Raw genomic sequence first — 23,574 nt, 5'->3', positions numbered from 1 at the left:
CCCTTAAGCCAAGGTGAAAGGGGCCAACTCCTGCAGCGGAGTTTGAGCTGGCCCACAAACCTGCCTCACGCCACCGAGGCAGTTGCCGCTTGAGCTTCCAGCGGGCGAAAGTCATCAGGGGGCGAAGAATACCGAATCCTGACTGACAGCCTCTGCTTCCTCAGCAGCCCCTGGCTCAGTCCCTGATGCAGACACGAATTCAGAGACAGTGAAGGTGAGCTTACTGCGGCTGGTTTGAATGTCTGCTGGTGCCGCCGTAAGCGTCAGTGGCAGTTCGACTTGCTCGCCGGGGGCGATGCTTACCTCTGTTTTCGACAGCGCCAGTGGCAGGGTGCCTGAAACGGCCAGCCGATACTCCCTTGGTTGCTGGGTTTTATTGCGGATTTTAAGCAGATAGGTGTTTTCAATCTGGCCGCCCGTGGTTTCGCGGTAAAGGCTTTGGCGGTCGCGCAGTACGTTGAGCTCGATACTGCTTCGACTCGCCATGTCCAGCCCCATGGTGCCGAGGATGGCCAGCAGTGCCAGACCATAGCCGATAAAGCGTTTGCGCTGCCAAAGGGGCGGCGTTTTCCCCTTGAGGCCCGCTTCACTGGTGAAGGCGATAAGGTCGGGCTTATAGCCGAAGTTGGCCATGGTCTGGTTACAGGCATCGACACAGGCGCCGCAGTTGATGCACTCGTACTGCAAGCCGTTGCGGATATCTATGCCGGTGGGGCACACCTCCACGCACAGATTACAGTCCACGCAGTCGCCAAGGTCGGTGGCGGCCTTACGCTTGCGTGGCCCACGGCTTTCGCCACGGGTTGCATCGTAAGTCACGGTTTTGGTGAACTCGTCGAACATGGCAGATTGGAAGCGGGCATAGGGGCAACAGTGCAGGCACATTTGCTCGCGCATCCACCCGGCGTTGAGGTAGGTACAGATGGCAAAAAACCATACCCAGGCCGTGTCCCAGAATCCTGCGCTGAAGCTGAAGATGGCAGGATACAACTCCCGCGCAGGGACGAAGTAGGCGATAAAGCCACAGCCCGTCAGCAGCGACATCAGCAACCAGCTGCTGTGTTTCCCAAGCCGTTTGGTGAGTTTCTCCCGGCTCCAGGGCGCCTTGTCGAGATTGATGCGTTGATTGCGGCTGCCTTCAAACTTTTCTTCGACCCAGGCAAACATAAAGGTCCACTGGGTTTGTGGGCATAAAAAACCGCACCAGACCCGGCCCCAAAACAGGGTCACGAAAAAGAGACCAAAGGCCGCGGCAATAAACACCCAGGCCAGCAGAGTAAAATCCTGGGGCCACAGGCTGGTGCCGAAGAAGTAAAACTGCTGATTGCCCAAATCAAACCAAATGGCCTGGCGCCCCTGCCAGCTGATAAAAGGCAGCAGAAAAAACAGCGCTATCAGGCCAGCTCCGGTGGCACTGCGCCAACGCTGAAACAGACCGGACTGGCTTCGAAACTGGATTTTGCCGCCGCTTTTGGCTGCCGTTTTTGATGACGGCTTTTTGGAGGCCGATGGCTCTTTCTGCGCTGAGGGCTCTCCGCTCGCTGATGGCGCCTTTTTCGCTGAAGGCTCCTTGTGCGCTGAAGGCTCTTCGCTGGAGGGGATGAAAGTAACGGGAATGCTTTGCTGGGATTGATTGCTCTGTTGCACCTTGGTTGTTCCTGAATGACTTACACAGGGGCCTAATGGCAAGAGCCGTGCCAGCTGAAATTTTAATCTATCTGTATGATTTTACGCATATATTTTTTCTGTTGGATAAGGTGGGGTCGCGAAATATCGTGACTTGGCGATATTTCGTGACTTTACATAGGTGGCAAGAGCTGTAGGTACAGGCGAAGCCACAGCCACAGCCACAGCCACAGCCACAGCTGGGGCTGTAGTCACAGGAAGCGCTGTAGTCACTTGAAGTGCTATAGGCGCATTAAGAAGTGCGTCTGAGAAGAAGCCCGTCAGAGTGCCGACGGCTACTTAGGTCGGAGGATCCCGAGTCTTTGCATCCGGGATCTCAGGGTGCTGGGTGGTAGCCCCAGTACTGCCGCCACACCGCCGGGGCCCGAGATACGCCAGTCGCAATCTTCCAGAGTCGAGAGAATATGACTAGCCTCCACCTCGGCCAGAGTTTTTCCTGCAACCGGTGCCGCCTGGCTGCCGGGGATGGAGCTCATTTTCAGAATTGGCTGGTGGGTGAGAATCGCTTCACGCTCCAGCAGGTTTTGCAGTTCGCGCACATTGCCGGGCCAGCTGTATTGCTGCAAGCGTTTGAGGCTGGCGGCATCAACCCCTGCCAGTGGCTTGCCGAGCTTCTGAGACAGACTCCTCAGCAGTTGCTGCACCAGTTCGGGAATGTCCCCGGCACGCTGTCGAAGTGGCGGTACTTTCAGTGGAAACACGTTCAGGCGGTAGAAGAGATCCATCCTGAACAGCCCCTGCTCGACCCGTTTTTGCAGGTCGTGGTGGGTGGCGGCTACCAGGCGGATATCTACCTTGATGCGCTCGCTGCCACCCACACGCTCAAACTCCTGCTCCTGAATCACCCTAAGCAGCTTGGACTGTGCCTCTAGACTGAGCTCGGCCACTTCATCCAAAAACAGAGTTCCCTTGTGGGCCAGTTCAAAGCGGCCTTTACGGCGACTGCTGGCACCGGTGAAGGCGCCCTTTTCGTGGCCAAAGAGCTCGCTTTCGAGCAGTGACGCCGAGAAAGCGGCGCAGTTAACCGAGATCATCGGCTTATCACGGCGGCTGCTGAGCTGATGAAGCTCCCGGGCGACCAGCTCCTTGCCGGTGCCATTTTCACCCTGTATCAATACCGTGCTGTCGGTGTTGGCCACCAGGCGGATTTGCTTCTGCAGGTCTTGAATACAGTCGCTGCTGCCGGTGATTTGCGACGGGCCGCGCTTGTCTTCAAGTTCGGCCTGCAGCAGGGAGTTTTCAGAGGCCAGCTGCTCCGACAGCGCCTGCACCTGCTCCAGCGCCTGGCGCAGCGACTGTTCGGTTTGCTTTTGCAAACTGATATCACGAAATATCGCGACTACGCCCTTGAGCTTGCCGTCCTGCCATACCGGAGTTGAGCTGTAATGCACCGGGAAGCTGCTGCCATCCTTGCGCCAAAATACCTCGTTGCTGATCTCCCGCGCCTTGCCATCCTTCAGGGTTTGATAGATGGGGCAGTCTTCGTGGGGGTAGTGGCTGCCATCGGCATGGCTGTGATGGTGGAAGTTATGGATGGTTTTACCGAGCAGTTCGTCTGCCTTCCAGCCGGTCATGCGCTCAGCCGCTGGGTTGATAAACACCGCATGGCCATCCAAATCAAAACCATAGATACCTTCGCTGACAGCATCCAGCAGCAGGCGGTTCTCCGGTAAAAAGCTTTCCTGTGTCGGCATGGGTGTTGGTCGGGGCTGTGGCTGGTTCATGGCGGCAGTATAGCCTGCCCCTGTCGGGGCGTCATGGACTCAGGAGGGAACTTTGCTGACTAAGTCACGAGATATCGTGATAACTATGGGCGTGTACTGCGCTTCGACCAAAACAGACTGCGATGAGGGGGCTGAGCCAGGCCATGAGCTGGACCTTGAGCGGAAGGCTGTAATTCTTACTTCAACCTTTTGATGGGGCTGCAGTATAGTGGCAACCTCAGATTTTGTGGGCTGCGCTCAGGCACTCAGGTGTCTGCTTATTCGTGCCGCTGAGAATCGTAGTAAGCCTTGCCCGGCAGTAAAAAGACAAACAGGTTTTCGCAGTAAATTGGGGGAAGTATGAGTTTCAGTGTTTGGCTGGCGCTGCTGGCCGTGTGTTGTTTGGGGGCCATGTCGCCGGGACCGAGTCTGGCCATGGTGGTGCGTCACACGCTGGGGGGCGGCAGGGGCGCAGGTATCGCCTGTGCCTGGGCCCATGCCCTCGGCATTGGGGTGTATGCGCTTATCACCCTGCTTGGGCTGGCGCTTGCCATGAAAGAAGCGCCGCTGGTATTTAATGGCATTGCCCTGATTGGCGCCCTATATTTGATGTGGATGGGGTGGGGGGCGCTCAACTCGAAAGGCGGGATGAAGGAGAAGCTTGCGGCGGGCAAGGTTTCCACTCTTTCAGAAGCGGCCCGGGACGGTATTGCCATATCGTTGTTCAACCCCAAGATTTTGCTGTTTTTTCTGGCGCTTTTCAGTCAGTTTGTGATGGCGTCATCCACCCTCGAAGGCAAGGCGATTATTGTACTGACGCCGCTGGTGGTGGATGGTCTTTGGTACACAATAGTGGCACTGATGCTGTCACACCCAAGACTGCTGCCTAAACTACGGGAGAAGGCGGCCATTATCGATAAGCTGTCCGGCGCTATCCTCATTCTGCTTAGCCTCCGGGTGATTTGGACCCTGTGGCAAGGTTTGTAATGAACCCTTGCAGGAACCAAAAAGGCCGCATGATGCGGCCTTTTTATTGTGCTTTTGAGTGGCTCAGAGCTTGAACGTTTGCACTGCCGTATCAACGGCAGGCTCGGCTGCGGCAGCTACTGGCGGGTTGGCGATATGATCGTCCAGGTTATCGTTCAGCATGTCCTGATAATCATCGCTGAACCACTTAAGGGCGTTGGCCTTTTCGTTTTGCAGGTCGGCCGACTTGATGGCGGCTTCGAAGGCATTGAAGCGGGCGGCGGCAAAACGCAGCGCCGTACCCACTTTACCCACATCGCCTTCGGCGGTGGTGAGCTCGTTGGCCAGCGCAATAAACTTATCGGCGAGTTCGAACAGACTGTTGGCGTTTTCTGACATGGTTGCGTCCTGTATTTTCATCTTTGCTGATTTTACCCAAATCCACGCGGCTGACTACAGGCTTTCGTCCCGATTGGGATCTGGGTCGTGACGCGGTTGAGGCAACCGGGCATGGAGGCTGATTTGCCTTGGGCAATAAGATACACTGCTTTGCTGTGAATCATTCAGCCCGGGAGCCCCATGGCCGTTGCATGTTGGCAGGACTTTATTGCCGCCGAATCCGAGAAACCCTACTTTAAATCCCTCACCGAATTTGTTGCCGCCGAGCGCCAAAGTGGCAAAACCATTTATCCTCCCGAAGAAGAGGTGTTCGCGGCGTTTGAGCACACGCCATTGGATCAGGTGCGGGTAGTGCTGATTGGCCAGGACCCATACCACGGTGCCGGTCAGGCCCATGGGCTGTGTTTCTCGGTGAAGCCGGGTATTAAGCCGCCGCCCTCGCTGGTGAACATGTATAAGGAGCTCAGCACGGATATTCCCGGCTTTGACACCCCGTCACATGGCTATCTGCTGCCCTGGGCCAAACAAGGGGTGTTGATGCTCAATACCGTGCTCACGGTAGAGGAGGGCAAGGCCCACTCCCACGCCAAGGCGGGCTGGGAAACCTTTACAGCCGCTGCGCTTAAGCTGCTCAATGACCGAGAAGCGCCCATCGTCTTTGTGCTCTGGGGCAGCCATGCCATCAAGAAGGGCAAGGGTATTACCGCTACTCAGCATCAGGTATTGTCGGGTGTGCATCCATCGCCCTTGTCGGCTTACCGTGGCTTTTTTGGTTGCGGCCACTTTTCAAAAATCAATCAGCTATTACAGGCGCAGGGCGGCGAGCCCATCGACTGGCGACTGTAACTCGCGCAGCGCTTATGAGTGCAGGCCAATAAACAACCTCGCATTGGCGAGGTTTTTTATTGGGCCATGATGGCTGTCAGCGGGCTATCAGTTACTGTGGGCTATCAGTTACTGCGGGAGACTGCGATTCTGGCCAGTGACTCAAGCGCCACTTTAAAGTCGCCTTCCGGCAGTACGCTGAGAGCTGAGATGGCCTTATCTGCTTCTTCCTCTGCGCGCCTGCGGGTGTAATCCAGCGCGCCGCAGCGATGCAGGGCCGTGAGGATTTCCTCAATGGCACCTGTGCCATCGGCTTTTTCAATGGCGGTACGAATCAGGTCCTGCTCGCGCTCGTTACCATGGCCGATGGCGTAAATCAGTGGCAGGGTAGGCTTGCCTTCGGCGAGGTCGTCACCGATGTTTTTGCCCAGCTCTTCGGCGTCACTGGTGTAATCCAGCAAGTCGTCAATCAGCTGGAAGGCGGTGCCCAGATACTTACCGTAGTCGGCAAGGGCTTCTTCTACCTTTTCATCGCTGCCTGCCAGCACGGCGGCCAGGCGGGTAGCTGCTTCAAACAGCTTGGCGGTTTTGCAGTAGATAACCCGCATGTAGCTTTCTTCGGTGGTATTGGGGTCGTTGCAGTTCATCAGCTGCAGCACTTCCCCTTCGGCCAGCACGTTGGTGGCGTCGGCCAGCACCTGCAGCACCTTCATGCTGCCAAGCTCGGTCATCATCTGGAAAGAGCGGGTATAAAGGAAGTCACCCACCAGTACGCTGGCGCTGTTGCCAAAGAGGGCATTGGCGGTTTCGCGGCCCCGGCGCAACGTAGACTCATCCACGACGTCGTCGTGGAGCAGCGAGGCCGTATGAATAAACTCGATAATGGCGGCGAGCTTCAGATGACCTTCACCATTATAGTTAACCGCGCGGGCGGCCAATACCGATAACAGAGGGCGCAGACGTTTGCCGCCTCCGTTAATAATGTAAAAGCCCAGCTGGTTGATGAGGGCAACATCGGATTCCAGTTGTTTGTAGATCAGCTGATTGACTGCCTGCATATCGGCGTCGGCCAGCTGTCGAATGGCATTCAAATCCATAGATAGACTCTGATTGTCAGGACTGGGCATAACTAAGCCCTGATTTAGGCATAAGTGTTATAATAGTCGCGATCTTACCTAAAAATAATGACGATGGCAGCAGTTGCCCGGTTAATGTGGGAGTTATGCGGGTCTTTTTTTAATCTTTGCTAATTAGGGCTTGTCAGCTGGGCATTCTTAGCGTAAACTCCGCGCCCATTGTCATTAAAGTTTTTTATGGCGCATCGCACACGCCCCGAGGGGATTCAGAGCGAAGCGTCAGAATTTTTCGGAGTAAAATAGCTATGTACGCTGTTTTTCAAAGTGGTGGCAAGCAACACCGTGTTGCTGAAGGCCATACTGTACGTTTGGAAAAAATCGAAGTTGCTACTGGTGAAACCATCGAGTTCGATCAGGTTCTGTTGGTTGCTGATGGCGAAAACGTGAAAGTGGGTGCTCCACTGGTTGCTGGCGGCAAAGTAGTTGCTACTGTTGTTGCTCACGGCCGCGGCGAAAAGGTAACTATCCAGAAGTTCCGTCGTCGTAAGCACCACGAGAAGAAGATGGGCCACCGTCAGTGGTTCACTGAAGTTAAAATCACTGCTATCAACGCTTAATAGGAGTCTGACTCATGGCACACAAAAAAGCTGGCGGTTCTACTCGTAACGGCCGCGATTCAGAAAGCAAACGTCTTGGTGTAAAGCGCTTCGGCGGCGAATCAGTTCTGGCTGGTAACATCATTGTTCGTCAGCGTGGCACCAAGTTCCACGCCGGTGTGAACGTAGGTATTGGTCGTGACCACACCCTGTTCGCTCTGACTGACGGCAAAGTTAAGTTCGAAGTTAAAGGTCCTAACAACCGTAAGTTTGTTAGCATCGAAGACTAAGCTTCGAAGCAGCTAAGCTGATAAAGCCCCGCCTCTGGTGGGGCTTTTGTTTTGTCTGGGGCTTTGCCCTATGTTTGATAGAGATTTTGGTCTGCCGCGCTGCAGGCGGTATAATTGCCCCATTCTGTGGTGAGGAGTTGATATGAAGTTCGTCGACGAGGCGGTCATTAAGGTTCAGGCCGGTGACGGTGGCAGCGGTTGCGTAAGCTTTCGCCGTGAAAAATACATTCCAGACGGTGGTCCCGATGGGGGCGACGGTGGCGATGGCGGCAGTGTGTATCTGGTGGCCGACGCCAGCCTCAACACCCTGATTGATTACCGCTTTGAGCGTTTTTACCTTGCAGAACGCGGTGAAAACGGCCGTGGTCGTGACTGTACCGGTAAAGGTGGCAGCGATCTGACCTTGCGTGTTCCCGTGGGTACCCGCGCCGTAGACATAGATACCGATGAAGTGCTGGGTGATTTGACCGAAGTAGGGCAAAAGCTGCTGGTGGCCAAGGGTGGATTCCACGGTTTGGGTAACACCCGTTTTAAAAGCAGTGTAAACCGTGCCCCACGCCAAAAGACCCTGGGTACCAAGGGGGAGGTTCGTGAGCTGCGCCTCGAGCTGCTGCTGCTGGCTGATGTGGGCCTGCTGGGGATGCCGAACGCCGGTAAGTCGACCTTTATCCGTGCTGTGTCCCGCGCAACGCCAAAGGTGGCTGATTATCCCTTTACCACTCTGGTGCCAAACCTCGGTGTGGTGAACCCTCGTCCTGGTCAAAGCTTTGTGATTGCCGACATTCCTGGCCTGATTGAAGGCGCCGCCGAAGGTGCTGGCCTGGGTATTCGCTTCCTGAAGCACCTGGAACGTTGCCGCGTACTGCTGCACATTCTGGATATCGAGCCCATTGATGGTTCAAGCCCTGCCGAAAGCGCCCGCGCCATTGTGGCCGAGCTTGAAAAGTATTCACCTGAGCTGGCTGCCAAGCCCCGTTGGTTGGTATTCAACAAAACCGACCTGCTGCTGGAAGAAGAGCTGCAGGAGCGTGTTGACGCCATTGTGGCCGAGCTTGGCTGGGAAGGCGATGTGTACACCATGTCTGCCGCGACCCGCGAAGGGACTAAAGAGCTGGCTGAAAAGCTGTTCGACTTCATCAAGAGCTTGCCAGATGAAGCTGCTGCCGCCGATCCTGACAAGGAAGTGGAGTTCAAGTGGGACAATTACCACAAGGCTCAGCTTGACGATCTGAACCCGGATTTCGATGATTCAGATGATGACGATGATTTCGACGATGACGACTACGACGTGGAAGTCATTTACCAGAGATAAGCCTTCAATCGGGGATAGCGGTGTACGCAGATACCCAGAATGACATAACCCGGCAGGTGGTGCGCGTTGCGCAGCTCCTGCTGGCCTATGGCGCAGAGTCTGATTTGGTCGAAGAAATCAGTCAGCGCCTGGGCAGGGCCCTTGGACTGGCCAGTGTCGAATTGTCCATCTCTTCAAATTCCCTCGTACTGACCAGCTTGGTACATGGCCGCTGTATCACCACCACCCGCCGTATTCGTGAGCATGGCATCAATATGCGGATTGTGTGCGAGTTGCAACGAATTTGCCTGCTAGCTGAGAAAGGCCTCTATGGCCCCAACGAAGTAAGAAAGAGGGTGGCCCGCATCACCCCCAAGAGTTACCCTGCCGCGCTGGTGATCCCCATGATTGGCCTTTCCTGTGCCAGTTTTTGCCATCTGTTTGGCGGCGATTGGATGTCATCCATCATCACCTTTATCGCGGCGGCCATAGGCATGAGTGTGCGGCTGTCACTGGCGCGCAGGCACTTTAACCCTTTGGTGATTTTTTCCCTGACCGCCTTTGTTACCACGGCGGTGGCGCAGCTCAGTTACGAGTGTCCTCTGACCAAAACCCCTGAGCTTGCCATGGCGGCCAGTGTGCTGATGCTGGTGCCGGGGTTTCCGATGATTAACGCCATCTCTGACATGGTGAAGGGGCATATGAACGTGGGAATTTCACGCTGGGGACATGCCACCTTGTTAACGGTTGCCTCGGTGATAGGTATCACCATAGCGATGCAGTTGGGGGGCAAGTTTCTGTGAATTTGGCGCTTACTCTGCTCAACGACGCTTTCTTTTCGGCCATTCCTGCCGTGGGCTTTGCCATGGTATTTAACGTGCCAAAGCGTTTTCTACCCTACTGTGCCCTCGCCGGCGCACTGGGGCACAGTTTCCGTACCCTGATCCTGCATTTCGGATTACCCATTGAGTGGGCAACCTTTGCTGCGGCGGCCATGGTGGGGACAGTGACCATTGGCTTTGCCAAACGTCATCTGGCGCCTCCTTTGCTTTATGCTGTGGCCGCCACTATCCCCATGATCCCGGGGACCTATGCCTTTAATACCGTGATTGCCCTGGTACAGCTGACAGCGCAATCTCAGGTCAGCCCAGAGCTGACCGGCGCCGTAATAAGCAATGGCCTGAAAACCGTCTTTATCCTCGGCGCCTTGTCAGTGGGCCTGGCGCTGCCGAGTCTGCTGTATTTTCGTACCCGCCCCATCATATAAACACAACTCAAAGAGGGAGCTTTTATGCGTATCGCCATGATTGCCGCGATGGCCAATAACCGGGTGATAGGAAAAGATAACCAAATGCCCTGGCATTTGCCGGAAGATCTCAAGCATTTCAAAGCCATGACGCTGGGCAAACCCGTGGTGATGGGTCGTAAAACCTTTGAGTCCATAGGCCGTCCATTGCCTGGGCGTCACAATATTGTGATTTCACGCCAGAGCAACTACCCCCACGAAGGTATTAGTCTGGTGTCTTCATTTGAAGAGGCCGTGGCGCTGGCCGGTGATTGTGAGGAGTTGGTGGTTATCGGCGGTGGGCAACTCTATCAAAAGCTGATATCCCAGGCAGATAAGCTATATTTAACCGAGATAGCCTTGGAGGTTGAGGGGGATACCCACTTTCCAGCCTGGGATGATGGCAGCTGGGAAACGGTTGAATCCACAGAACATGTGTCAGACAAAGGCCTTCAATATCGCTTTATCACCTTGGTAAAAAAGTGTTAAATTAACCGCCGTAGTACGTGCCCTAAAAGTAAATTCGAAAATACGATTTTACTGATAAATATAAAAAACAATCCGAGGAGTATGAGATGCGTGTTTTGCCCCTGGCCCTTGCAGCTGCCATTGCTGCTTCTTTCCTCCCTTCACCCGCCATGGCAAATACAGATCCGTTGGTGGCGAGTATTTGTGACTATGTGAAAGCGAACGACAAGAATCGTCTTCGTAAAAAACTCAAGGAAAGCCGAGTAAAACTGCGCAACATCTATTCGGGTGTTAACTGTGATGGCGTGAGCTTGCTACGTACCGCCATGGGTGCCGGCGCCAATGATGTGGGTGAGTTTGTTGCCAAACGTCTGTCGGCTACTGAGCTGAGTGCTACCGAAGCTGATGGCATGACCATTGTGGCATGGGCCGAAGCAAACGGTCACGGCGGTAGCCCTATCACTGCTGCGGTGAAAGAGCGTCTGTCTGGCGGTGGTGAAGAGTCTGACGATTAAGTTACCGCTTCAGTCATAAAAGCCGGGCCTTTGCCCGGCTTTTTACTGCCGTTAAGTATCCCGACGCCACCTGCCCGTAACTGCCGCTATCTGTTATTTTCCATCACTGGCCACGCCTGAGCTTAGACTTAACCGGTGCTGAGCACTGTGGAACCGGCTTACCTCACTTCCCCCTTGTCTGAGCCTTGAGTTGTCGCAGTCCACTCCCCAAGTGCGGCAGAAGGCTTTTGCTCTATATTAAAGTGGCAATAAAAAAGCCCCATGCAGGGGCTTTCAAAAGGGCCTGTGTTCGAGTGACTTACACTCTAAACTCTTTCACCGAGCTTTGCAGCTCTTCGGCAAGGCGGGCCACCTCGTGGCTGGACTTGGCTGTTTGCTCTGCACCCAAGGCTGTCTCTTCAGAGATGGCGGCAATGTGCTCCAGTTTCTCAGACACTTGCTGGCTGACCAGGTTCTGCTCCTGTGCCGCCTGAGCAATATGAGTGCCGGCATCATAGGCTTTATGCACAGAGTGGCTGATGGTTTGCAGCGCCTGGTTGGCTTGCTCGGTTTTCTCCACACAGCTTTGTGCCTGATTTTGACCCAGCTGCATCACGGCCACGGCCTGTTGAGTGCCTTGCTGCAGTACTTCAATCATTTGCTGAATTTCACGGGTGGAGTCCTGGGTGCGCGATGCCAGGCTGCGAACTTCATCGGCCACCACGGCAAACCCACGTCCCTGCTCACCCGCACGGGCGGCTTCAATGGCGGCGTTGAGTGCCAGCAAATTGGTTTGCTCGGCAATGCCCCGGATAACATCCAATATTGAGCCGATGGAGGCACTGTCAGAATGCACCTTGTTGATCACCGTGCTGGCCTTGGCCACTTCATCTGCCAGCGACAAAATGGTGCGCTTGTTTTCATCTGCGATGGTGCGCATGTGCTGAGTTTCTTCGTCAGCCTGCTTAATCTGGCTCAGGGCATCATCGGCGCTCATGTTCACCTGATGGGCACTGGAGCTTAGCTCTGTGGTAGCCGTTGCTACCTGGTCAACCTGGCTCTTCTGCTCCTGAATACCTATGGTGGTTTGCGAGGTAATGGCAGAGGTTTCTTCGGCGGCCGCAGCCAATTGATTCGAGCGGTCCAGGATGCCGGCAATCAGGCTGCGCAGACTGTCGACCAGACGGTTGCAGTTGCGGGACAGCTCGGCAAATTCATCGTGGCCAGTGTCGTCCAGCTTGTGGGTTAGGTCGCCAGAGGCCAACACATTGAGGGCACCGTTCACCTCATCCAACGAGCGTTTCAGTGGTCTCACCACGGCAAAGCTGATGACCACGGCCACAACGATAGCAATTACCACCAGGATAAGCGTTCTGAGCGAGGCATTATTGATGTCGTTCAGGGCCTGATTACTGATGTCGTTTGTAACTGTTTCGATGTCTTTGGCGAGACGCTTCATCTGCTCTGTCACAGTCGCCGCATTCTTTTCCACCAAAGTCAGTTTTTCAGAAGCCAGCTGAGTGCTGTCAATCTGACGGGATTTGAGGGTGACCAGGGTGTCCTTACCTTCCAGCATTTTCAGCACCTTGGTGCTGTCCTCATTGAGGGTGCCGACCAGGTCGGCATCAATAATGCCTTCACCGTGGCGGGAGATGTACTCCATCTTGGTTTTCACTTCGCCGAGCATATAGTCGAGCTCTTTGGCGATGAGCTCATACTTGCTGCGCTCTTCGGCGGCGACCAGATCGTAAACCGTCGTGATGATACCCGTCATGGTGGTATCTATGGCGCCGGCGGCTGCGGCAATCTCACGCTCAGTTTGGTTTTGACTGCTTTCCAAATCGATAAGATCGAACAGATTGGAGGAGGCATCGTCGGCGCTGTTTTCCAGCTTCTCGCGCAACTTAAGCAATTCTTCCTGCTGCGAGAGCGAGTCAAAGCGGGCCTTAAGCATGGCCTTGCTGTTGCTTTCCAGCATCTGATAACTGCTCTTCAGGCCGCTAAGCTGTCCCTGAAAGTTATCCCGGTTATTGAGCAGGCCGGAAAGCATGGAAAATTGGTTGTTGAAGCCACTGCTGAGTTGATCGAATGACTTTTCAAGACCAGGCACGGCCGAAGCATTTTTGCTGTGGAAAGCTTTGAGGATAAGCCGTTGCTGTTCACTGAGGGTTTCGGAAAGGTGCCCTGTGGCCTCCAGTGCAGGCATACTCAGGTCCTGCATAATGGCGGTGCTGTCTTTGAGATTATTGTTGGTGACCAGCGAGGCGCCACCGAGTATGACCAACAGAAGGGTAACAAAACTGAACCCGCCAATGACTCTGGTGGCGACTTTGATTTTCATAGGACACTCCGGCGATGTTTTAGTTTTTTTCCCGAATCAGAAAGCAGTATGGAGCTTTGACGCGCGGCTCTTTTGTATCGGCTTCTTTGCGCTTTAGTTTAACCCTATTTTAACTTCTTTTGGGTAATTTTTTCCCCTGTTTCAAGGTGCCAGAGCGTGAGGTCTTCTCCCCAGCAGCAGCCTGTATCCAGGGCTATGCGCCTGGGGTTATCTGTTTTACCCATAAGCGCGGCCCAATGGCCGAATACCAATGTATAGTCGTCCAACTCAGACGGGAATTCGAACCAGGGCTTCAAGGCGAGGCCATCGCAGTCGGCGGGAGGCTTTTTACAGGCAAAATCCAGGCGGCCATCGAGGTACAGAAAGCGCATCCGCGTCAGGGCGTCGATACAGTACCGGTGCCTGAGAAATCCGGACGCATCCGGATCCCAGCTTTCGGGCTCTTCGGTGTACATGCTGCCTATAAGGTCAAGGTAAGTGTCGCTCATCAGTACCTTGCTCACTTCGCTCGCTTCTTCGCGCAGTGTGGCCAGATCCCATTGGGGAGGCACTCCGGCATGGGTCATGATGAGCTTGTGTTCGGGCAGCTCCCGCATCAGGGGTTGGTGGCGTACCCAGTGGATAAACCCAGGCAGGTGTTTGGATTCCAGCAGCTTTTTAAGTTTGTCGCTGGGTTTGGGACGTTTGAGCCCGGCCTGTATGGCAAGCAGATGCAAATCATGGTTGCCCAGCACGGCTTTGGCGGCATCACCCAATGAGCTGAAGAAGCCCAGCACCTTGTGGGACTCGGGGCCCCTTGCTACCAGATCGCCCACGGCCCAGAGTTCATCCCGCGACGGATGAAAATCTACCCGCAGGAGCAGCCGCATCAGCTCTTCATAACAACCCTGGATGTCGCCGACAAAGTATCGCGCCATGGCGGAGAATTAATGCAGTACGCCGGGCACGGCCAGGCGGAAGGTGGGAATGGCGGCCTGAAATGGCTTTCCGTCTTCCCAGACCATTCCGTAGCGTCCTTCCATAAAGCCGACCGGGGTTTCCATCACAGTGCCGCTGGTGTACTGATAGGCGGTGTTGGGAGGTATGGTGGGGGTTTCACCCACCACGCCGGCACCCTGCACCTCGGTGATGTGACCGTTGGCATCAGTGATTATCCAGTGACGGCTCTCCAGCTTGGCGGCTCTGTCGCCCAGATTAATGATGGTGATGGTGTAGCTGAACACGTACTTGTGCTCTGCGGGCGTGGATTGCTCTTCCAGGTATTCGGTATTCACCTCAACCTTGATTGCGGGATCTACGTCGGTCATCGTCATTCCGGATTGTTTGCCTGTTACTGGAGTTTACCGCTTTTCACACAAATAGTTGGCCATGGCCACGTATTGGGCCACGCTGATGTCTTCGGGGCGTAAACCTGCATCTATGCCAAGAACGTCAAAGTCGGCGTCCTGAAGAAGCGGCTTTAAGTTATTGCGCAGGGTTTTACGGCGCATATTAAAGGCGGTGTTGCACACCTTGCGCAGCATTTCCACATCATGACATGGCCAGGGTTTTTCAGCATACGGCACCAGGCGTACCACGGCCGAATCCACTTTTGGCGGCGGGGTAAAGCAGCCGGGTGGCACTTCCAGCACCGGCACTACCTGACAGTAGTACTGGGCCATGACGGTCAGTTTGCCATAGGCTTTTGTACCCGGAGAAGCAGAGAGGCGCAGTACCACTTCTTTTTGCAGCATAAAGTGCATGTTCTCAATGTGCTCGGCAAATTCGAACAGATGGAACATCAGTGGGGTTGAGATATTGTATGGCAGGTTACCAAAGACCTTGAGCTTGCGCTCAGACTCTACCAACTGGCTGAAGTCAAACTTCATGGCATCGCCCTGATGGATAGTGAGTTTATCCTTCAGGGTGGGGTGAACTTTCAAGCGCTCGGCCAAGTCACGGTCAAGCTCGATAACCGTGAGGTTTTTGATGCCCATGGCAACGGGCTCGGTCAGGGCGGCGAGGCCCGGGCCAATTTCCACCATCACGTGTTCATCGTCTGGCGAAATGGCGCCTACGATACGGTTGATGATGTTTCCATCGGTCAGAAAGTTCTGACCGAAACGTTTTCTGGCCGTATGGCCCAAGTGGACTTTATTACTCATGACTCTCTATCAGTTGGTCTTGGCAGCCAGCTCGATGGCCTTGTTGAGGGCACAAACAAAACTGCCGATGTCGGCGCGACCCGTTCCTGCCAGCTCCAGGGCGGTACCATGGTCCACCGAGGTGCGAATATAAGGCAGGCCCAGGGTAATGTTGACGGATTTGCCAAAGCCCTGTGCCTTCAGTACCGGCAATCCCTGATCGTGATACATGGCAAGTACCACATCGGCATCGTCCAGATACTTAGGCTGGAACAGGGTATCGGCAGGCAACGGGCCGACGATATTAAAGTTCAGCTCTTCCCTGAGTTCATTGAGGGCAGGGATGATGACATCCAGTTCCTCGCGGCCCAGGTGTCCATCTTCCCCGGCATGGGGATTGAGGCCGCAGACATAAATTTTGGGTGAGGCAATGCCAAACTTGCTGACCAGATCCTGATGCAGGATCTTGATAATTTTATGTAATCTTTCCCGCGTAATGGCTTTGGCCACATACGCCAGTGGAATATGGGTGGTCACCAGCGCGACCTGTAAACCGGGGCAGGCCAGCAGCATCACTACATCCTGGCAACCCGCCTGATTGGCAAAAAATTCAGTGTGACCACTGAACGAGATGCCCGCCTGGTTGATGATGCCCTTGTGTACAGGCCCAGTGACCACGGCATCGAACTCGCCGGTCATATTTTTTTCACCGGCGTAGCTCAGGGTATCGACCACATAGCGGCCGTTTTGCTCATTGAGCTTGCCGCACTCGGCTGGTGCATTCAGCTTGAAGGGCACCAGGGTGAGGGTACCCGCCGCCTGAGGTTTGGCAGGCTGGCTGGCGTCATAGGGCTCCAGGGTCAGTGGCAGCCCCAACTTACGGGCCCGGCTGTGAAGCAGCTCAGGATCGGCGCATACCACCAACTCTACCGGCCAGGCTTGCTGGGCAAGCTGGATAACCAGATCTGGGCCTATACCGGCAGGCTCTCCGGGGGTGATGGCTATGCGTTTCACTGTCACTGTGATTAACCTCGGTTAGCTTCGGCTTCCCACACATCTATATGGGCTTCACTGCGAATTTCATCGAGCCAGCCTTGCAGCTCCTCGTTGAATTTACGGCGGAAAATCAGCTGATGCGCACGGTTGGTGTTGAACTTTTCGGTGGCGTCTGTTTTGCGCTTTTCTTCCAGCTGCACTATGTGCCAGCCATGGGCGGTGCGAAACGGTGCGCTGATTTCGTCCAGGCTAATTTGACCCAGCATCTGTGCAAATTCAGGCACATAGATGTTGGGCTCGGCCCAACCCAGTTCACCGCCCTTGGTGGCAGAACCGGGATCTTCAGAGTACTGGCGGGCGATATCGGCAAACTTGGCTTCACCGCTCTTAATCTGGGCCACAAACTGATCCAGCATGGCCTTGGCGCGCTCCTCGGACAGGATGGGCGAGGGCTTGAGCAGAATATGACGGGCACGCACTTCTTCTATTTCACGGGTTTGCAGGCCGCGGATATCCATGATTTTCAGGATATGGAAACCAGAACCACTCTTGATAGGACCTATGATGGCATCTTTCTTGGCATCGCCAATCACTTCAGCAAACAGGGTCGGCATTTCGTTGATGTTCATATAATCCCAAACACCACCTTCCAACGCCTTGGGGCCGGCCGAGGCGGCGATGGCGATGGAACGGAAATCGTTACCGCTGTTCAGGCGGTCCATAACGGCCTGGGCACGCTTGCTGGCAGATTCCAGCTCGGCACTGGTGGGATTGCTGGGTACTTCAATCAGGATATGGCCAATCTGGTATTCCACGTCCTTGTTGCCCTGTTCTTCAATCATCTTCACCAGGTTATTGATTTCCTGAGGAGAAACCTGGATACGACGTTGTACCTGGATGCGTTGGATTTCACCGAGGGTGATTTCCTCGCGCAGCTGCTCGCGGTACTGGGCAAAGCTCATGCCTTCGGCCTGAATGGCCTGTTGCATCTGGGCTACCGTCATTTTCTGTTCGCGGGCGATGTTTTCGATGGCCTGATCCAGTTGCAAATCACCGATATGCAGACCGACGCGTTCGGCCATCTGCAGTTGCAGGCGAGTCAGGATAAGGCGCTCAATGACCTGGGTGCGCAGGGCATCGTCAGAAGGCAGAGTCTGGCCTGCCGCTGAAGCGTTTTTCTTTACGGTATCCATCATATTCTGGATTTCGCTTTCCAGTACGATACCGTCGTTCACCTGCACGGCAACGCGATCCAAAGGTTGGGGTGCAGCTAAGCTCTGGAAGCCCATGGTCATGGCCAGAGCGGCAAAAATCAGTTTCTTACAGGGTTTCATCCAAATAAATCCTTGGCGTTTTTCGGTTTTCTTCCAACTCACCGGCACAGAAAACCCGGCAGTGTTAACCTGTTTGGACAACGCGTCCTGAATGTGGTTTCGCAATCTACCACATTTCTGTGTTAATTCCTCAGATAAAGCGGCTTTCTGTAGTTGAACAGCCCTTCATCCAGCATGTCGCTGACACCCATGGGGCCTGAGCCGCCAAGGCCTTTTATCACGAAATTCAGGTACACACCGCTTTCAAAGAGTTCGCGGTTATCCTGCACCGGATTGAAATCGTCATCGTAGTTGGTCTTTATCCGGTAGTGATAACTCAAACGCACGGCCCAGCAGCAGCTCTCATACTGGAAACCGGTATAGGCTTCTACCGAACGACTTTCGTTGAGGTCGTAGTACCAGTTGCCCACAAAGTAGAGGCTATCGGTCAAAGGCCAGGTGGTGCGCATACCGGCCTGGCTGATGCCGACTTCTTCATTGGTGTTGGTGTTCACCAAATCCGGCACATAGCGGTAGCTGAATTGCACCAGTTTTTCGCCACCGGGGCGGTAATCCAGGGTGAATTCAGACTTTTTATTATCCCGGGTGCGGGCATCGTATTGCAGTGCACCGCTGAAATACCAGTCCTGATATAGATGGGCATCCAATTCGGCGGCAATGGCCGAGGAACTGGGGCGCTCTTCGGCAATCCCTTCGGTCAGGGACACCTTGCTCTCTGAAAAATAAAGAATTTGGCCAAGGCTGAACTTGAACTGTTCCTGGTTGTGATCATCGAAGAAGCGGGTGGTCAAACCCAGTGTCAGCTGATTGGCATCGGCGATACGGTCGAGGCCTGAAAAACGGCGTGCCCGGAACAGACCATAGTAATCGTCCTGCAATCTGGCGCTGTCGTAGATACCGATATCATCCTGATCTTCGTAGCCCACGTATAAATATTGGACCTGAGGCTCCAGGGTTTGACGGTAGGATTCACCCAGCCACTGGGTATTGCGCTCCAGATTGATTTGACCGTGCACCTTGGCCCTTGGCAGGGTACGGCTGACGGAACTGTTCAGCTGCGAGTCTGGCATCAAATCTGTGTTACGTTGCCAGTAGTTGGTTTGCAGCAGGGTTAACTCGCTGGTTAACGAACCGGCGGGCCCGTGAATGGGCAGAGTCAGGGTTGGCTGCAGATGTAAACGGGTGGCAGTGACCTGGTCTTGTTCTTTGTGCTCAAAGTTGGTGGCTTCGCCGAAGAAACTGAACTCGAGAGTGTTGAGTAAATCCTGGCTGCGGTAGTTAAAGCTAAACTGTGGCATCACCTGATAAGGCACTTCGTCCTCACCCAGTACCTTGATGTCCTGAACCCGGGCGCTGATATTCCAGTCGTTGTCGAAATAGCTCATTTCGCCGATGCGGGACAGCTGGTTGTCTGTGGCTCTCGCGACTTCAGAATCCAGATCGTTAAAGTAGTTGTTGTCGGAAACATCGGTGAACGCCGCATTGACGCGCCAATGTTTATCGATGGCACCCCTGTGTTCCCAATGATACAGATAACGGTCATCGCTGTTTTCCAGCAGACGATCGCTGCCGAGGTATTCCAGGTTTACCCGGCCGGCCTGAGCATCACCCGCGAGATAACGAAACTCACTCTGCACATAAAGCCCACGGGCCGACATGTAATGCGGCGTCAGAGTCAGGTCGTATTCGGGGGCAATGTTCCAGTACCAGGGCGTGGCGATTTCCACGCCGTTGGTAGTGCTGGTGCTGAATTGGGGAAACAGAAAACCGGTTTTGCGCTTGTCTGAGACAGGCACCGTCATGTACGGAACATAGAACACGGGGATATCGGCAATGCGCATCTTGGCATTCCAGATCTCGCCCCATTCTTCGCTGGAGTCAATCTTGATCCGTTCGGCTTCCAGCAACCAGGAGCTGTCACCCGGCGGGCAGGTGGTAAAGTCGGTGCCATTGAGAATGAGATTATTGTCTTTGGTTATCTCAAGCTTGCGGGCATTACCGTGAACCTGCTGGCCGTGCAGCCAATACTGTGCGCCGCTCAGCGTGGCGCTGTTGTCTTTGATCTTGGCACTGAGATTGTCGGCGGTAACGGTAAACTGGCTGTCCTGAAATACCAGGTTGCCTTCGGCGTCTAACTGCTGCTTTTCGTAATCCATGTTCGCACGGTCGGCGGAGATGGAGCGATTGCCCTGACGGAATTGTACGTCGCCTTCGAACGTGGCGTTTTGATTCATCACGGCGTCAGAGGACACAGAGCGGATTTCTACCTGCTCTTCTGCCGTGGCTGACTTCGGTGCACTCGGCAACGGAATGGGAGGCGCCACCAGACATTGATCCGGGGCGGGCTCAGGCACGGCATCGTTGGCCATGGCCTGACAAGGAAGCAGGCCGAGGGCCAATATGTAACGGATCTGCATCTTAAGAGTATTCAGTTTGATATTCGTTATCTGGATTTCACTATCCGGGCTTTAGCTGGAAACTGAGAGGAGGGAAAAGTTGCACTCGTCTCCAGTACAATCAAGCCAATAGGACTGTATCAACGAATTGGCTGTTTCCATTAAATATGCTGGCTATAATAAAGCAATTTTTTACCAAGAGCCATGGAACGACCGTGTCAGACTCGAGATTTCTTGCCCTTAATCATTGGCTTTCCAACACCTTTGGAGAGACGCTTTCCCCCGTGCTGATTTCCGGCGATGCCAGCTTCAGACGCTACTTTCGCGCAGTGCATCAGGGGCGTGCCATGGTGATCATGGACACCCCGGTTGCCCTTATCCCCACTGAGCCCTTTGTGGCGGTGCGCGATGCCTACGCCGCAGCCGGTTTGCCGGTGCCGGCCATCATCGCCAAAGATGACGAGCAGGGCTTTATGGCGCTGGAGGACTTTGGCGATGTGCAGCTGTTGTCTCTGCTCAATAGCCAAAGCGTGCGCCAATGGTATCCCACAGCGCTGGCACTCTTGCCGGGCATAGCGGCGGTAACCCAAACGGCGCTGGGACCATTGCCCGACTATGATGACGCCTTTGTGCGCCGTGAGCTTGGCATCTTTACCGAGTGGCTGCTTGGCACCCATCTCAAGCTGGAATTAACCAGCGACGAAGAAGCTATCATTGCCGACGCTTTCGATATGCTGACCGAAAACGCCCTGGAGCAACCCAGGGTGGGCATGCACAGAGACTTTCACAGTCGCAATCTGATGGTGGTAGATGGCGAGCTTAAGTTGCTGGATTTTCAGGACGCTGTGCTTGGACCTGTGACCTATGATGCGGTGTCGCTGCTGCGGGACTGTTACATTCGCTGGCGCGAAGATCTGGTGGATGACATGTTGGTGGAGTTCTTTGTGCTGGCCCACGAGCACGCACTGGTGCCACCAGACACAGATATGGTGCAGTTCAGACGTTGGTTTGAGCTGATGGGGCTGCAGCGTCATATCAAAGCTGCCGGTATTTTTGCCCGCCTCAATCACAGAGATGGTAAGGCCGGTTACCTCAAGGATATCCCGCTGACCATGCACTATATTCGCGATGTGGCGGTTCGCTATAAGGAACTCGGCGACTTTGCCCAGTTCATCATGGGGCGGGTCATGCCGGCGCTGGAGGCGAGCGCATGAAAGCCATGATCCTGGCCGCCGGGCGGGGCGAGCGCTTAAGACCGCTCACCGACACAATACCCAAACCTCTGGTGCAAGCTGCGGGCAAATCCCTGATTGAATATCACCTCGAAAAGCTCGCGGCTATTGGGGTGCGTGAGGTGGTCATCAATACCGCCTGGCTCGGGCATAAGTTGGTGGAAACCCTTGAAGATGGCCGCCGGTTTGGTGTGACTATCCACTACAGCCATGAAGACGAGGCGCTGGAAACCGCGGGCGGTATTCTAAAAGCCTTGCCTTTGCTGGGGGATGCCCCTTTTCTGGTGGTCAATGGTGATATCTATATCGATACCTTGCCCCGGCTTGCCCCCAGTCCTGAACTGCTGTCGGGGGATACACTGGCGCATCTCTACATGGTGGACAATCCGCCACAGCATCCCCAGGGGGATTTTGCGCTCGAACAGGGCATACTCTGCGCTGAGGGAAGTCCGAAGTTCACCTTCTCCGGTATTGGCATTTACCATCCGGCGCTCTTTCGCGCGCTGGCACCCGGGCGTCATGCGCTGGGGCCGCTGCTGCGCCAACACATGAAAAATGGGCGCATTCGCGGCGAACATTTTGACCAGTATTGGTGCGATGTGGGCACATCCGAGAGGCTCGATGCCCTCAATCAACGACTTATGGCGCCTGGAGTGTAACGTCCGTTTATGAAGTACAAAGGCAAGTTTTTTGGTTTTCTGATTGGCTTTATGTTCGGCAAGATTTTTGGCGCCTTGCTTGGCCTGGTGGTTGGGCACTGGTTCGATAAACGATTTGCCGGCGCCGCGGGTTCAGGCAGCAAGCGCCAACAGGTGTTTTTCAGCACGACCTTTGCGGTGATGGGGCATGTGGCCAAGGCATCCGGCCGGGTTACCGAGGCCGATATCCGTTTGGCATCGGATCTGATGGATCAGCTGAGGCTCGACAGCGAAGCCCGCCGTCAGGCGCAGCAGGCGTTTCGGGATGGCAAGGCCGGTGACTTCGATCTCAAGGGTAATCTCAGGGCGTTCAGGCTGTTATCCATGGGCCGTAACGAATTGTTGCAGATGTTCCTGGAGATCCAAATCCAGGTGGCCTTGGCCGACGGCGAGCTGCACCCCAACGAGCACAGAATCCTCAAGGTGGTCGCATCGGAGCTGGGCTTCCGGGATGATGCATTGGAAATGCTGCTTGGCCGCTGGCAGGCAGAAGTGAATTTTGGCCGTCGTGGCGGGGCTGGCAAGACCTCGCTCAAGGATGCCTACGGCTTGTTAGGCATAGAAGAATCTGCTACTGATCAGGACGTTAAGCGAGCCTACCGCAAACTGATGAATGAACATCATCCCGACAAACTGGTGGCCAAGGGCTTACCGGAGGAAATGATGGAACTCGCCAAGCGCAAGGCTCAGGATATCCAGGCCGCCTATGAGGCGGTCAAGGCCGCGCGAAAGATGCGCTGATTTCAGGGAGAGAGCCATGAAATACCCGCTCAGTTTGCTGTTTGCCGCGTCACTGTCGGTGTCACCGCTGGTGGCCGCCGAGGTGTATGTTACCCCCTTTGCCGGTTACAGTTTTGCCGCCAGCAGTCTGGATGCCAACCGTGACGGGCTCGATACCAATGGCAGCGTCAGTGCCGAAGAGTCCTCCCATTACGGCATCATACTGGGAACCACCACCAATCATCCTGGCAATATGTACGTGCTTTATTCGTCCCAAAGTACCGACCTGATAGCGGGTGGCAACTTTTCAAACGAGCGCATCACCTCCCTTAAACTCGACTACGCCCACGTGGGTGGCAGCCTGTATTTCCCCAGCGGGGATTTTCTGCCCTATGTCACCGCCTCCATGGGCTTGACCCAGATGCGGCCGGGGGACGACTACAGCGACGAAACCCGCTTTTCGCTGGGGCTTGGCGTTGGCGCCGAATATCGCCTCGGTGAACGTCTTGCTCTGGTGGCCGACATTCGTGCCTTCGCCACTTTCATCGACAGCGAAAACAGCCTCTTTTGCGATGCCAATAACTGTTTGTGGCAGGTGAATGCCGACCTGATGTGGCAGGGGCAGGCCAACGTCGGCGTCAGTTTCAGGTTCTAA

24 protein-coding genes are annotated in these 23,574 nt (G+C 54.8%); 13 read left to right on the top strand and 11 right to left on the bottom strand.

Annotation, left to right across the window (positions count from 1 at the left end):
• Positions 1–114: 114 nt before the first annotated feature.
• On the bottom strand, positions 115–1,602 hold the full coding sequence (gene ccoG, locus K0H79_RS14760) for a cytochrome c oxidase accessory protein CcoG (RefSeq protein ID WP_408733397.1): 1,488 nt from the start codon (positions 1,600–1,602) through the stop codon (positions 115–117).
• A 359-nt stretch (positions 1,603–1,961) separates the two neighbouring features.
• On the bottom strand, positions 1,962–3,410 hold the full coding sequence (locus tag K0H79_RS14755) for a sigma-54-dependent Fis family transcriptional regulator (RefSeq protein ID WP_258405403.1): 1,449 nt from the start codon (positions 3,408–3,410) through the stop codon (positions 1,962–1,964).
• Positions 3,411–3,749: 339 nt separating this feature from the next.
• Between K0H79_RS14755 and K0H79_RS14750 the strand changes: the two genes are divergently transcribed.
• A complete protein-coding gene (locus tag K0H79_RS14750) occupies positions 3,750–4,376 on the top strand; it encodes a LysE family translocator (RefSeq protein ID WP_220076305.1) in 627 nt (208 codons plus the stop codon).
• A gap of 63 nt (positions 4,377–4,439) precedes the next feature.
• Here the strand turns inward: K0H79_RS14750 and K0H79_RS14745 are convergent, their stop codons facing one another.
• The gene (locus tag K0H79_RS14745; protein WP_220065470.1) at positions 4,440–4,754 is read right to left on the bottom strand and encodes a DUF3144 domain-containing protein; all 315 of its coding nucleotides are present in this window, start codon (positions 4,752–4,754) and stop codon (positions 4,440–4,442) included.
• 180 nt (positions 4,755–4,934) lie between these two features.
• On the opposite strand from K0H79_RS14745, the gene ung reads away from it, so the two are divergent.
• On the top strand, positions 4,935–5,600 hold the full coding sequence (gene ung / locus K0H79_RS14740) for a uracil-DNA glycosylase (protein ID WP_220065469.1): 666 nt from the start codon (positions 4,935–4,937) through the stop codon (positions 5,598–5,600).
• Positions 5,601–5,704: 104 nt separating this feature from the next.
• Here the strand turns inward: ung and ispB are convergent, their stop codons facing one another.
• Positions 5,705–6,676: an octaprenyl diphosphate synthase gene (ispB, locus tag K0H79_RS14735; RefSeq protein WP_220067925.1), complete on the bottom strand. Its 972-nt coding sequence runs from the start codon at positions 6,674–6,676 to the stop codon at positions 5,705–5,707.
• 284 nt (positions 6,677–6,960) lie between these two features.
• Between ispB and rplU the strand changes: the two genes are divergently transcribed.
• The 7 genes from rplU (at position 6,961) to K0H79_RS14700 (ending at position 11,100) form a co-directional block, all read left to right on the top strand.
• Entirely contained in the window at positions 6,961–7,272 is a 312-nt protein-coding gene (rplU, locus tag K0H79_RS14730) for a 50S ribosomal protein L21 (RefSeq protein ID WP_011760937.1), read from the top strand.
• Between the two features lie 14 nt (positions 7,273–7,286).
• Positions 7,287–7,541, top strand: coding sequence for a 50S ribosomal protein L27 (rpmA, locus tag K0H79_RS14725; protein WP_011760936.1), 255 nt, complete (start codon positions 7,287–7,289; stop codon positions 7,539–7,541).
• A 142-nt stretch (positions 7,542–7,683) separates the two neighbouring features.
• Positions 7,684–8,853, top strand: coding sequence for an Obg family GTPase CgtA (gene cgtA, locus K0H79_RS14720; protein WP_011760935.1), 1,170 nt, complete (start codon positions 7,684–7,686; stop codon positions 8,851–8,853).
• A 20-nt stretch (positions 8,854–8,873) separates the two neighbouring features.
• Complete coding sequence (locus tag K0H79_RS14715; protein ID WP_220065468.1) at positions 8,874–9,635, top strand: threonine/serine exporter family protein; 762 nt, start codon at positions 8,874–8,876, stop codon at positions 9,633–9,635.
• Positions 9,632–10,099 carry a threonine/serine exporter family protein gene (locus K0H79_RS14710; protein WP_220076304.1) on the top strand — a complete coding sequence of 156 codons (468 nt, stop codon included), beginning with the start codon at positions 9,632–9,634 and terminating at the stop codon, positions 10,097–10,099. The genes K0H79_RS14715 and K0H79_RS14710 overlap by 4 nt, the downstream gene beginning before the upstream one ends.
• Positions 10,100–10,123: 24 nt before the next feature.
• The gene (gene folA / locus K0H79_RS14705; protein WP_220065467.1) at positions 10,124–10,606 is read left to right on the top strand and encodes a type 3 dihydrofolate reductase; all 483 of its coding nucleotides are present in this window, start codon (positions 10,124–10,126) and stop codon (positions 10,604–10,606) included.
• A gap of 86 nt (positions 10,607–10,692) precedes the next feature.
• Positions 10,693–11,100, top strand: coding sequence for a DUF3718 domain-containing protein (locus tag K0H79_RS14700; protein WP_220076303.1), 408 nt, complete (start codon positions 10,693–10,695; stop codon positions 11,098–11,100).
• A 298-nt stretch (positions 11,101–11,398) separates the two neighbouring features.
• On the opposite strand, the gene K0H79_RS14695 is transcribed toward K0H79_RS14700, so the two are convergent.
• The 7 genes from K0H79_RS14695 to lptD form a co-directional block, all read right to left on the bottom strand.
• Entirely contained in the window at positions 11,399–13,420 is a 2,022-nt protein-coding gene (locus K0H79_RS14695) for a methyl-accepting chemotaxis protein (RefSeq protein WP_220076302.1), read from the bottom strand.
• Between the two features lie 104 nt (positions 13,421–13,524).
• Positions 13,525–14,337, bottom strand: a complete 813-nt coding sequence (locus tag K0H79_RS14690) for a symmetrical bis(5'-nucleosyl)-tetraphosphatase (protein WP_220076301.1) — start codon at positions 14,335–14,337, stop codon at positions 13,525–13,527.
• 9 nt (positions 14,338–14,346) lie between these two features.
• Positions 14,347–14,727, bottom strand: a complete 381-nt coding sequence (apaG, locus tag K0H79_RS14685) for a Co2+/Mg2+ efflux protein ApaG (protein WP_041409891.1) — start codon at positions 14,725–14,727, stop codon at positions 14,347–14,349.
• Between the two features lie 33 nt (positions 14,728–14,760).
• Complete coding sequence (rsmA, locus tag K0H79_RS14680; protein ID WP_220076300.1) at positions 14,761–15,564, bottom strand: 16S rRNA (adenine(1518)-N(6)/adenine(1519)-N(6))-dimethyltransferase RsmA; 804 nt, start codon at positions 15,562–15,564, stop codon at positions 14,761–14,763.
• Positions 15,565–15,573: 9 nt separating this feature from the next.
• Entirely contained in the window at positions 15,574–16,563 is a 990-nt protein-coding gene (pdxA, locus tag K0H79_RS14675; protein WP_220076299.1) for a 4-hydroxythreonine-4-phosphate dehydrogenase PdxA, read from the bottom strand.
• Positions 16,564–16,568: 5 nt separating this feature from the next.
• Positions 16,569–17,873: a peptidylprolyl isomerase SurA gene (surA, locus tag K0H79_RS14670; protein ID WP_220076298.1), complete on the bottom strand. Its 1,305-nt coding sequence runs from the start codon at positions 17,871–17,873 to the stop codon at positions 16,569–16,571.
• A 122-nt stretch (positions 17,874–17,995) separates the two neighbouring features.
• Positions 17,996–20,290 carry an LPS assembly protein LptD gene (gene lptD / locus K0H79_RS14665; protein ID WP_220065460.1) on the bottom strand — a complete coding sequence of 765 codons (2,295 nt, stop codon included), beginning with the start codon at positions 20,288–20,290 and terminating at the stop codon, positions 17,996–17,998.
• A gap of 146 nt (positions 20,291–20,436) precedes the next feature.
• Between lptD and K0H79_RS14660 the strand changes: the two genes are divergently transcribed.
• From K0H79_RS14660 to K0H79_RS14645, 4 genes are read left to right on the top strand one after another with little or no spacing between them, the layout of a single operon-like run.
• Positions 20,437–21,483: an aminoglycoside phosphotransferase family protein gene (locus K0H79_RS14660; protein WP_220076297.1), complete on the top strand. Its 1,047-nt coding sequence runs from the start codon at positions 20,437–20,439 to the stop codon at positions 21,481–21,483.
• Positions 21,480–22,160 carry an N-acetylmuramate alpha-1-phosphate uridylyltransferase MurU gene (gene murU / locus K0H79_RS14655; protein ID WP_220076296.1) on the top strand — a complete coding sequence of 227 codons (681 nt, stop codon included), beginning with the start codon at positions 21,480–21,482 and terminating at the stop codon, positions 22,158–22,160. Before K0H79_RS14660 ends, murU begins: the two co-directional genes overlap by 4 nt.
• 9 nt (positions 22,161–22,169) lie before the next feature.
• On the top strand, positions 22,170–22,940 hold the full coding sequence (djlA, locus tag K0H79_RS14650; RefSeq protein ID WP_220065457.1) for a co-chaperone DjlA: 771 nt from the start codon (positions 22,170–22,172) through the stop codon (positions 22,938–22,940).
• Positions 22,941–22,956: 16 nt separating this feature from the next.
• Positions 22,957–23,574, top strand: a complete 618-nt coding sequence (locus K0H79_RS14645; protein ID WP_220065456.1) for a porin family protein — start codon at positions 22,957–22,959, stop codon at positions 23,572–23,574.

Source organism: Shewanella sp. FJAT-52076, from assembly GCF_019457455.1.
Taxonomy (GTDB): Bacteria; Pseudomonadota; Gammaproteobacteria; order Enterobacterales; family Shewanellaceae; genus Shewanella; species Shewanella zhangzhouensis.
This window is presented reverse-complemented; position numbering and strand designations above follow the sequence as displayed.

What these genes read in the sequence shown, in the direction of transcription:
- K0H79_RS14755 (WP_258405403.1), bottom strand. Translation starts at nt 3,410, where the DNA reads ATGAACCAGCCACAGCCCCGACCAACACCCATGCCGACACAGGAAAGC.
- K0H79_RS14750 (WP_220076305.1), top strand. Translation starts at nt 3,750, where the DNA reads ATGAGTTTCAGTGTTTGGCTGGCGCTGCTGGCCGTGTGTTGTTTGGGG.
- K0H79_RS14745 (WP_220065470.1), bottom strand. Translation starts at nt 4,754, where the DNA reads ATGTCAGAAAACGCCAACAGTCTGTTCGAACTCGCCGATAAGTTTATT.
- ung (WP_220065469.1), top strand. Translation starts at nt 4,935, where the DNA reads ATGGCCGTTGCATGTTGGCAGGACTTTATTGCCGCCGAATCCGAGAAA.
- ispB (WP_220067925.1), bottom strand. Translation starts at nt 6,676, where the DNA reads ATGGATTTGAATGCCATTCGACAGCTGGCCGACGCCGATATGCAGGCA.
- rplU (WP_011760937.1), top strand. Translation starts at nt 6,961, where the DNA reads ATGTACGCTGTTTTTCAAAGTGGTGGCAAGCAACACCGTGTTGCTGAA.
- rpmA (WP_011760936.1), top strand. Translation starts at nt 7,287, where the DNA reads ATGGCACACAAAAAAGCTGGCGGTTCTACTCGTAACGGCCGCGATTCA.
- cgtA (WP_011760935.1), top strand. Translation starts at nt 7,684, where the DNA reads ATGAAGTTCGTCGACGAGGCGGTCATTAAGGTTCAGGCCGGTGACGGT.
- folA (WP_220065467.1), top strand. Translation starts at nt 10,124, where the DNA reads ATGCGTATCGCCATGATTGCCGCGATGGCCAATAACCGGGTGATAGGA.
- K0H79_RS14700 (WP_220076303.1), top strand. Translation starts at nt 10,693, where the DNA reads ATGCGTGTTTTGCCCCTGGCCCTTGCAGCTGCCATTGCTGCTTCTTTC.
- K0H79_RS14695 (WP_220076302.1), bottom strand. Translation starts at nt 13,420, where the DNA reads ATGAAAATCAAAGTCGCCACCAGAGTCATTGGCGGGTTCAGTTTTGTT.
- K0H79_RS14690 (WP_220076301.1), bottom strand. Translation starts at nt 14,337, where the DNA reads ATGGCGCGATACTTTGTCGGCGACATCCAGGGTTGTTATGAAGAGCTG.
- apaG (WP_041409891.1), bottom strand. Translation starts at nt 14,727, where the DNA reads ATGACCGACGTAGATCCCGCAATCAAGGTTGAGGTGAATACCGAATAC.
- rsmA (WP_220076300.1), bottom strand. Translation starts at nt 15,564, where the DNA reads ATGAGTAATAAAGTCCACTTGGGCCATACGGCCAGAAAACGTTTCGGT.
- surA (WP_220076298.1), bottom strand. Translation starts at nt 17,873, where the DNA reads ATGAAACCCTGTAAGAAACTGATTTTTGCCGCTCTGGCCATGACCATG.
- lptD (WP_220065460.1), bottom strand. Translation starts at nt 20,290, where the DNA reads ATGCAGATCCGTTACATATTGGCCCTCGGCCTGCTTCCTTGTCAGGCC.
- K0H79_RS14660 (WP_220076297.1), top strand. Translation starts at nt 20,437, where the DNA reads ATGCTGGCTATAATAAAGCAATTTTTTACCAAGAGCCATGGAACGACC.
- murU (WP_220076296.1), top strand. Translation starts at nt 21,480, where the DNA reads ATGAAAGCCATGATCCTGGCCGCCGGGCGGGGCGAGCGCTTAAGACCG.
- djlA (WP_220065457.1), top strand. Translation starts at nt 22,170, where the DNA reads ATGAAGTACAAAGGCAAGTTTTTTGGTTTTCTGATTGGCTTTATGTTC.
- K0H79_RS14645 (WP_220065456.1), top strand. Translation starts at nt 22,957, where the DNA reads ATGAAATACCCGCTCAGTTTGCTGTTTGCCGCGTCACTGTCGGTGTCA.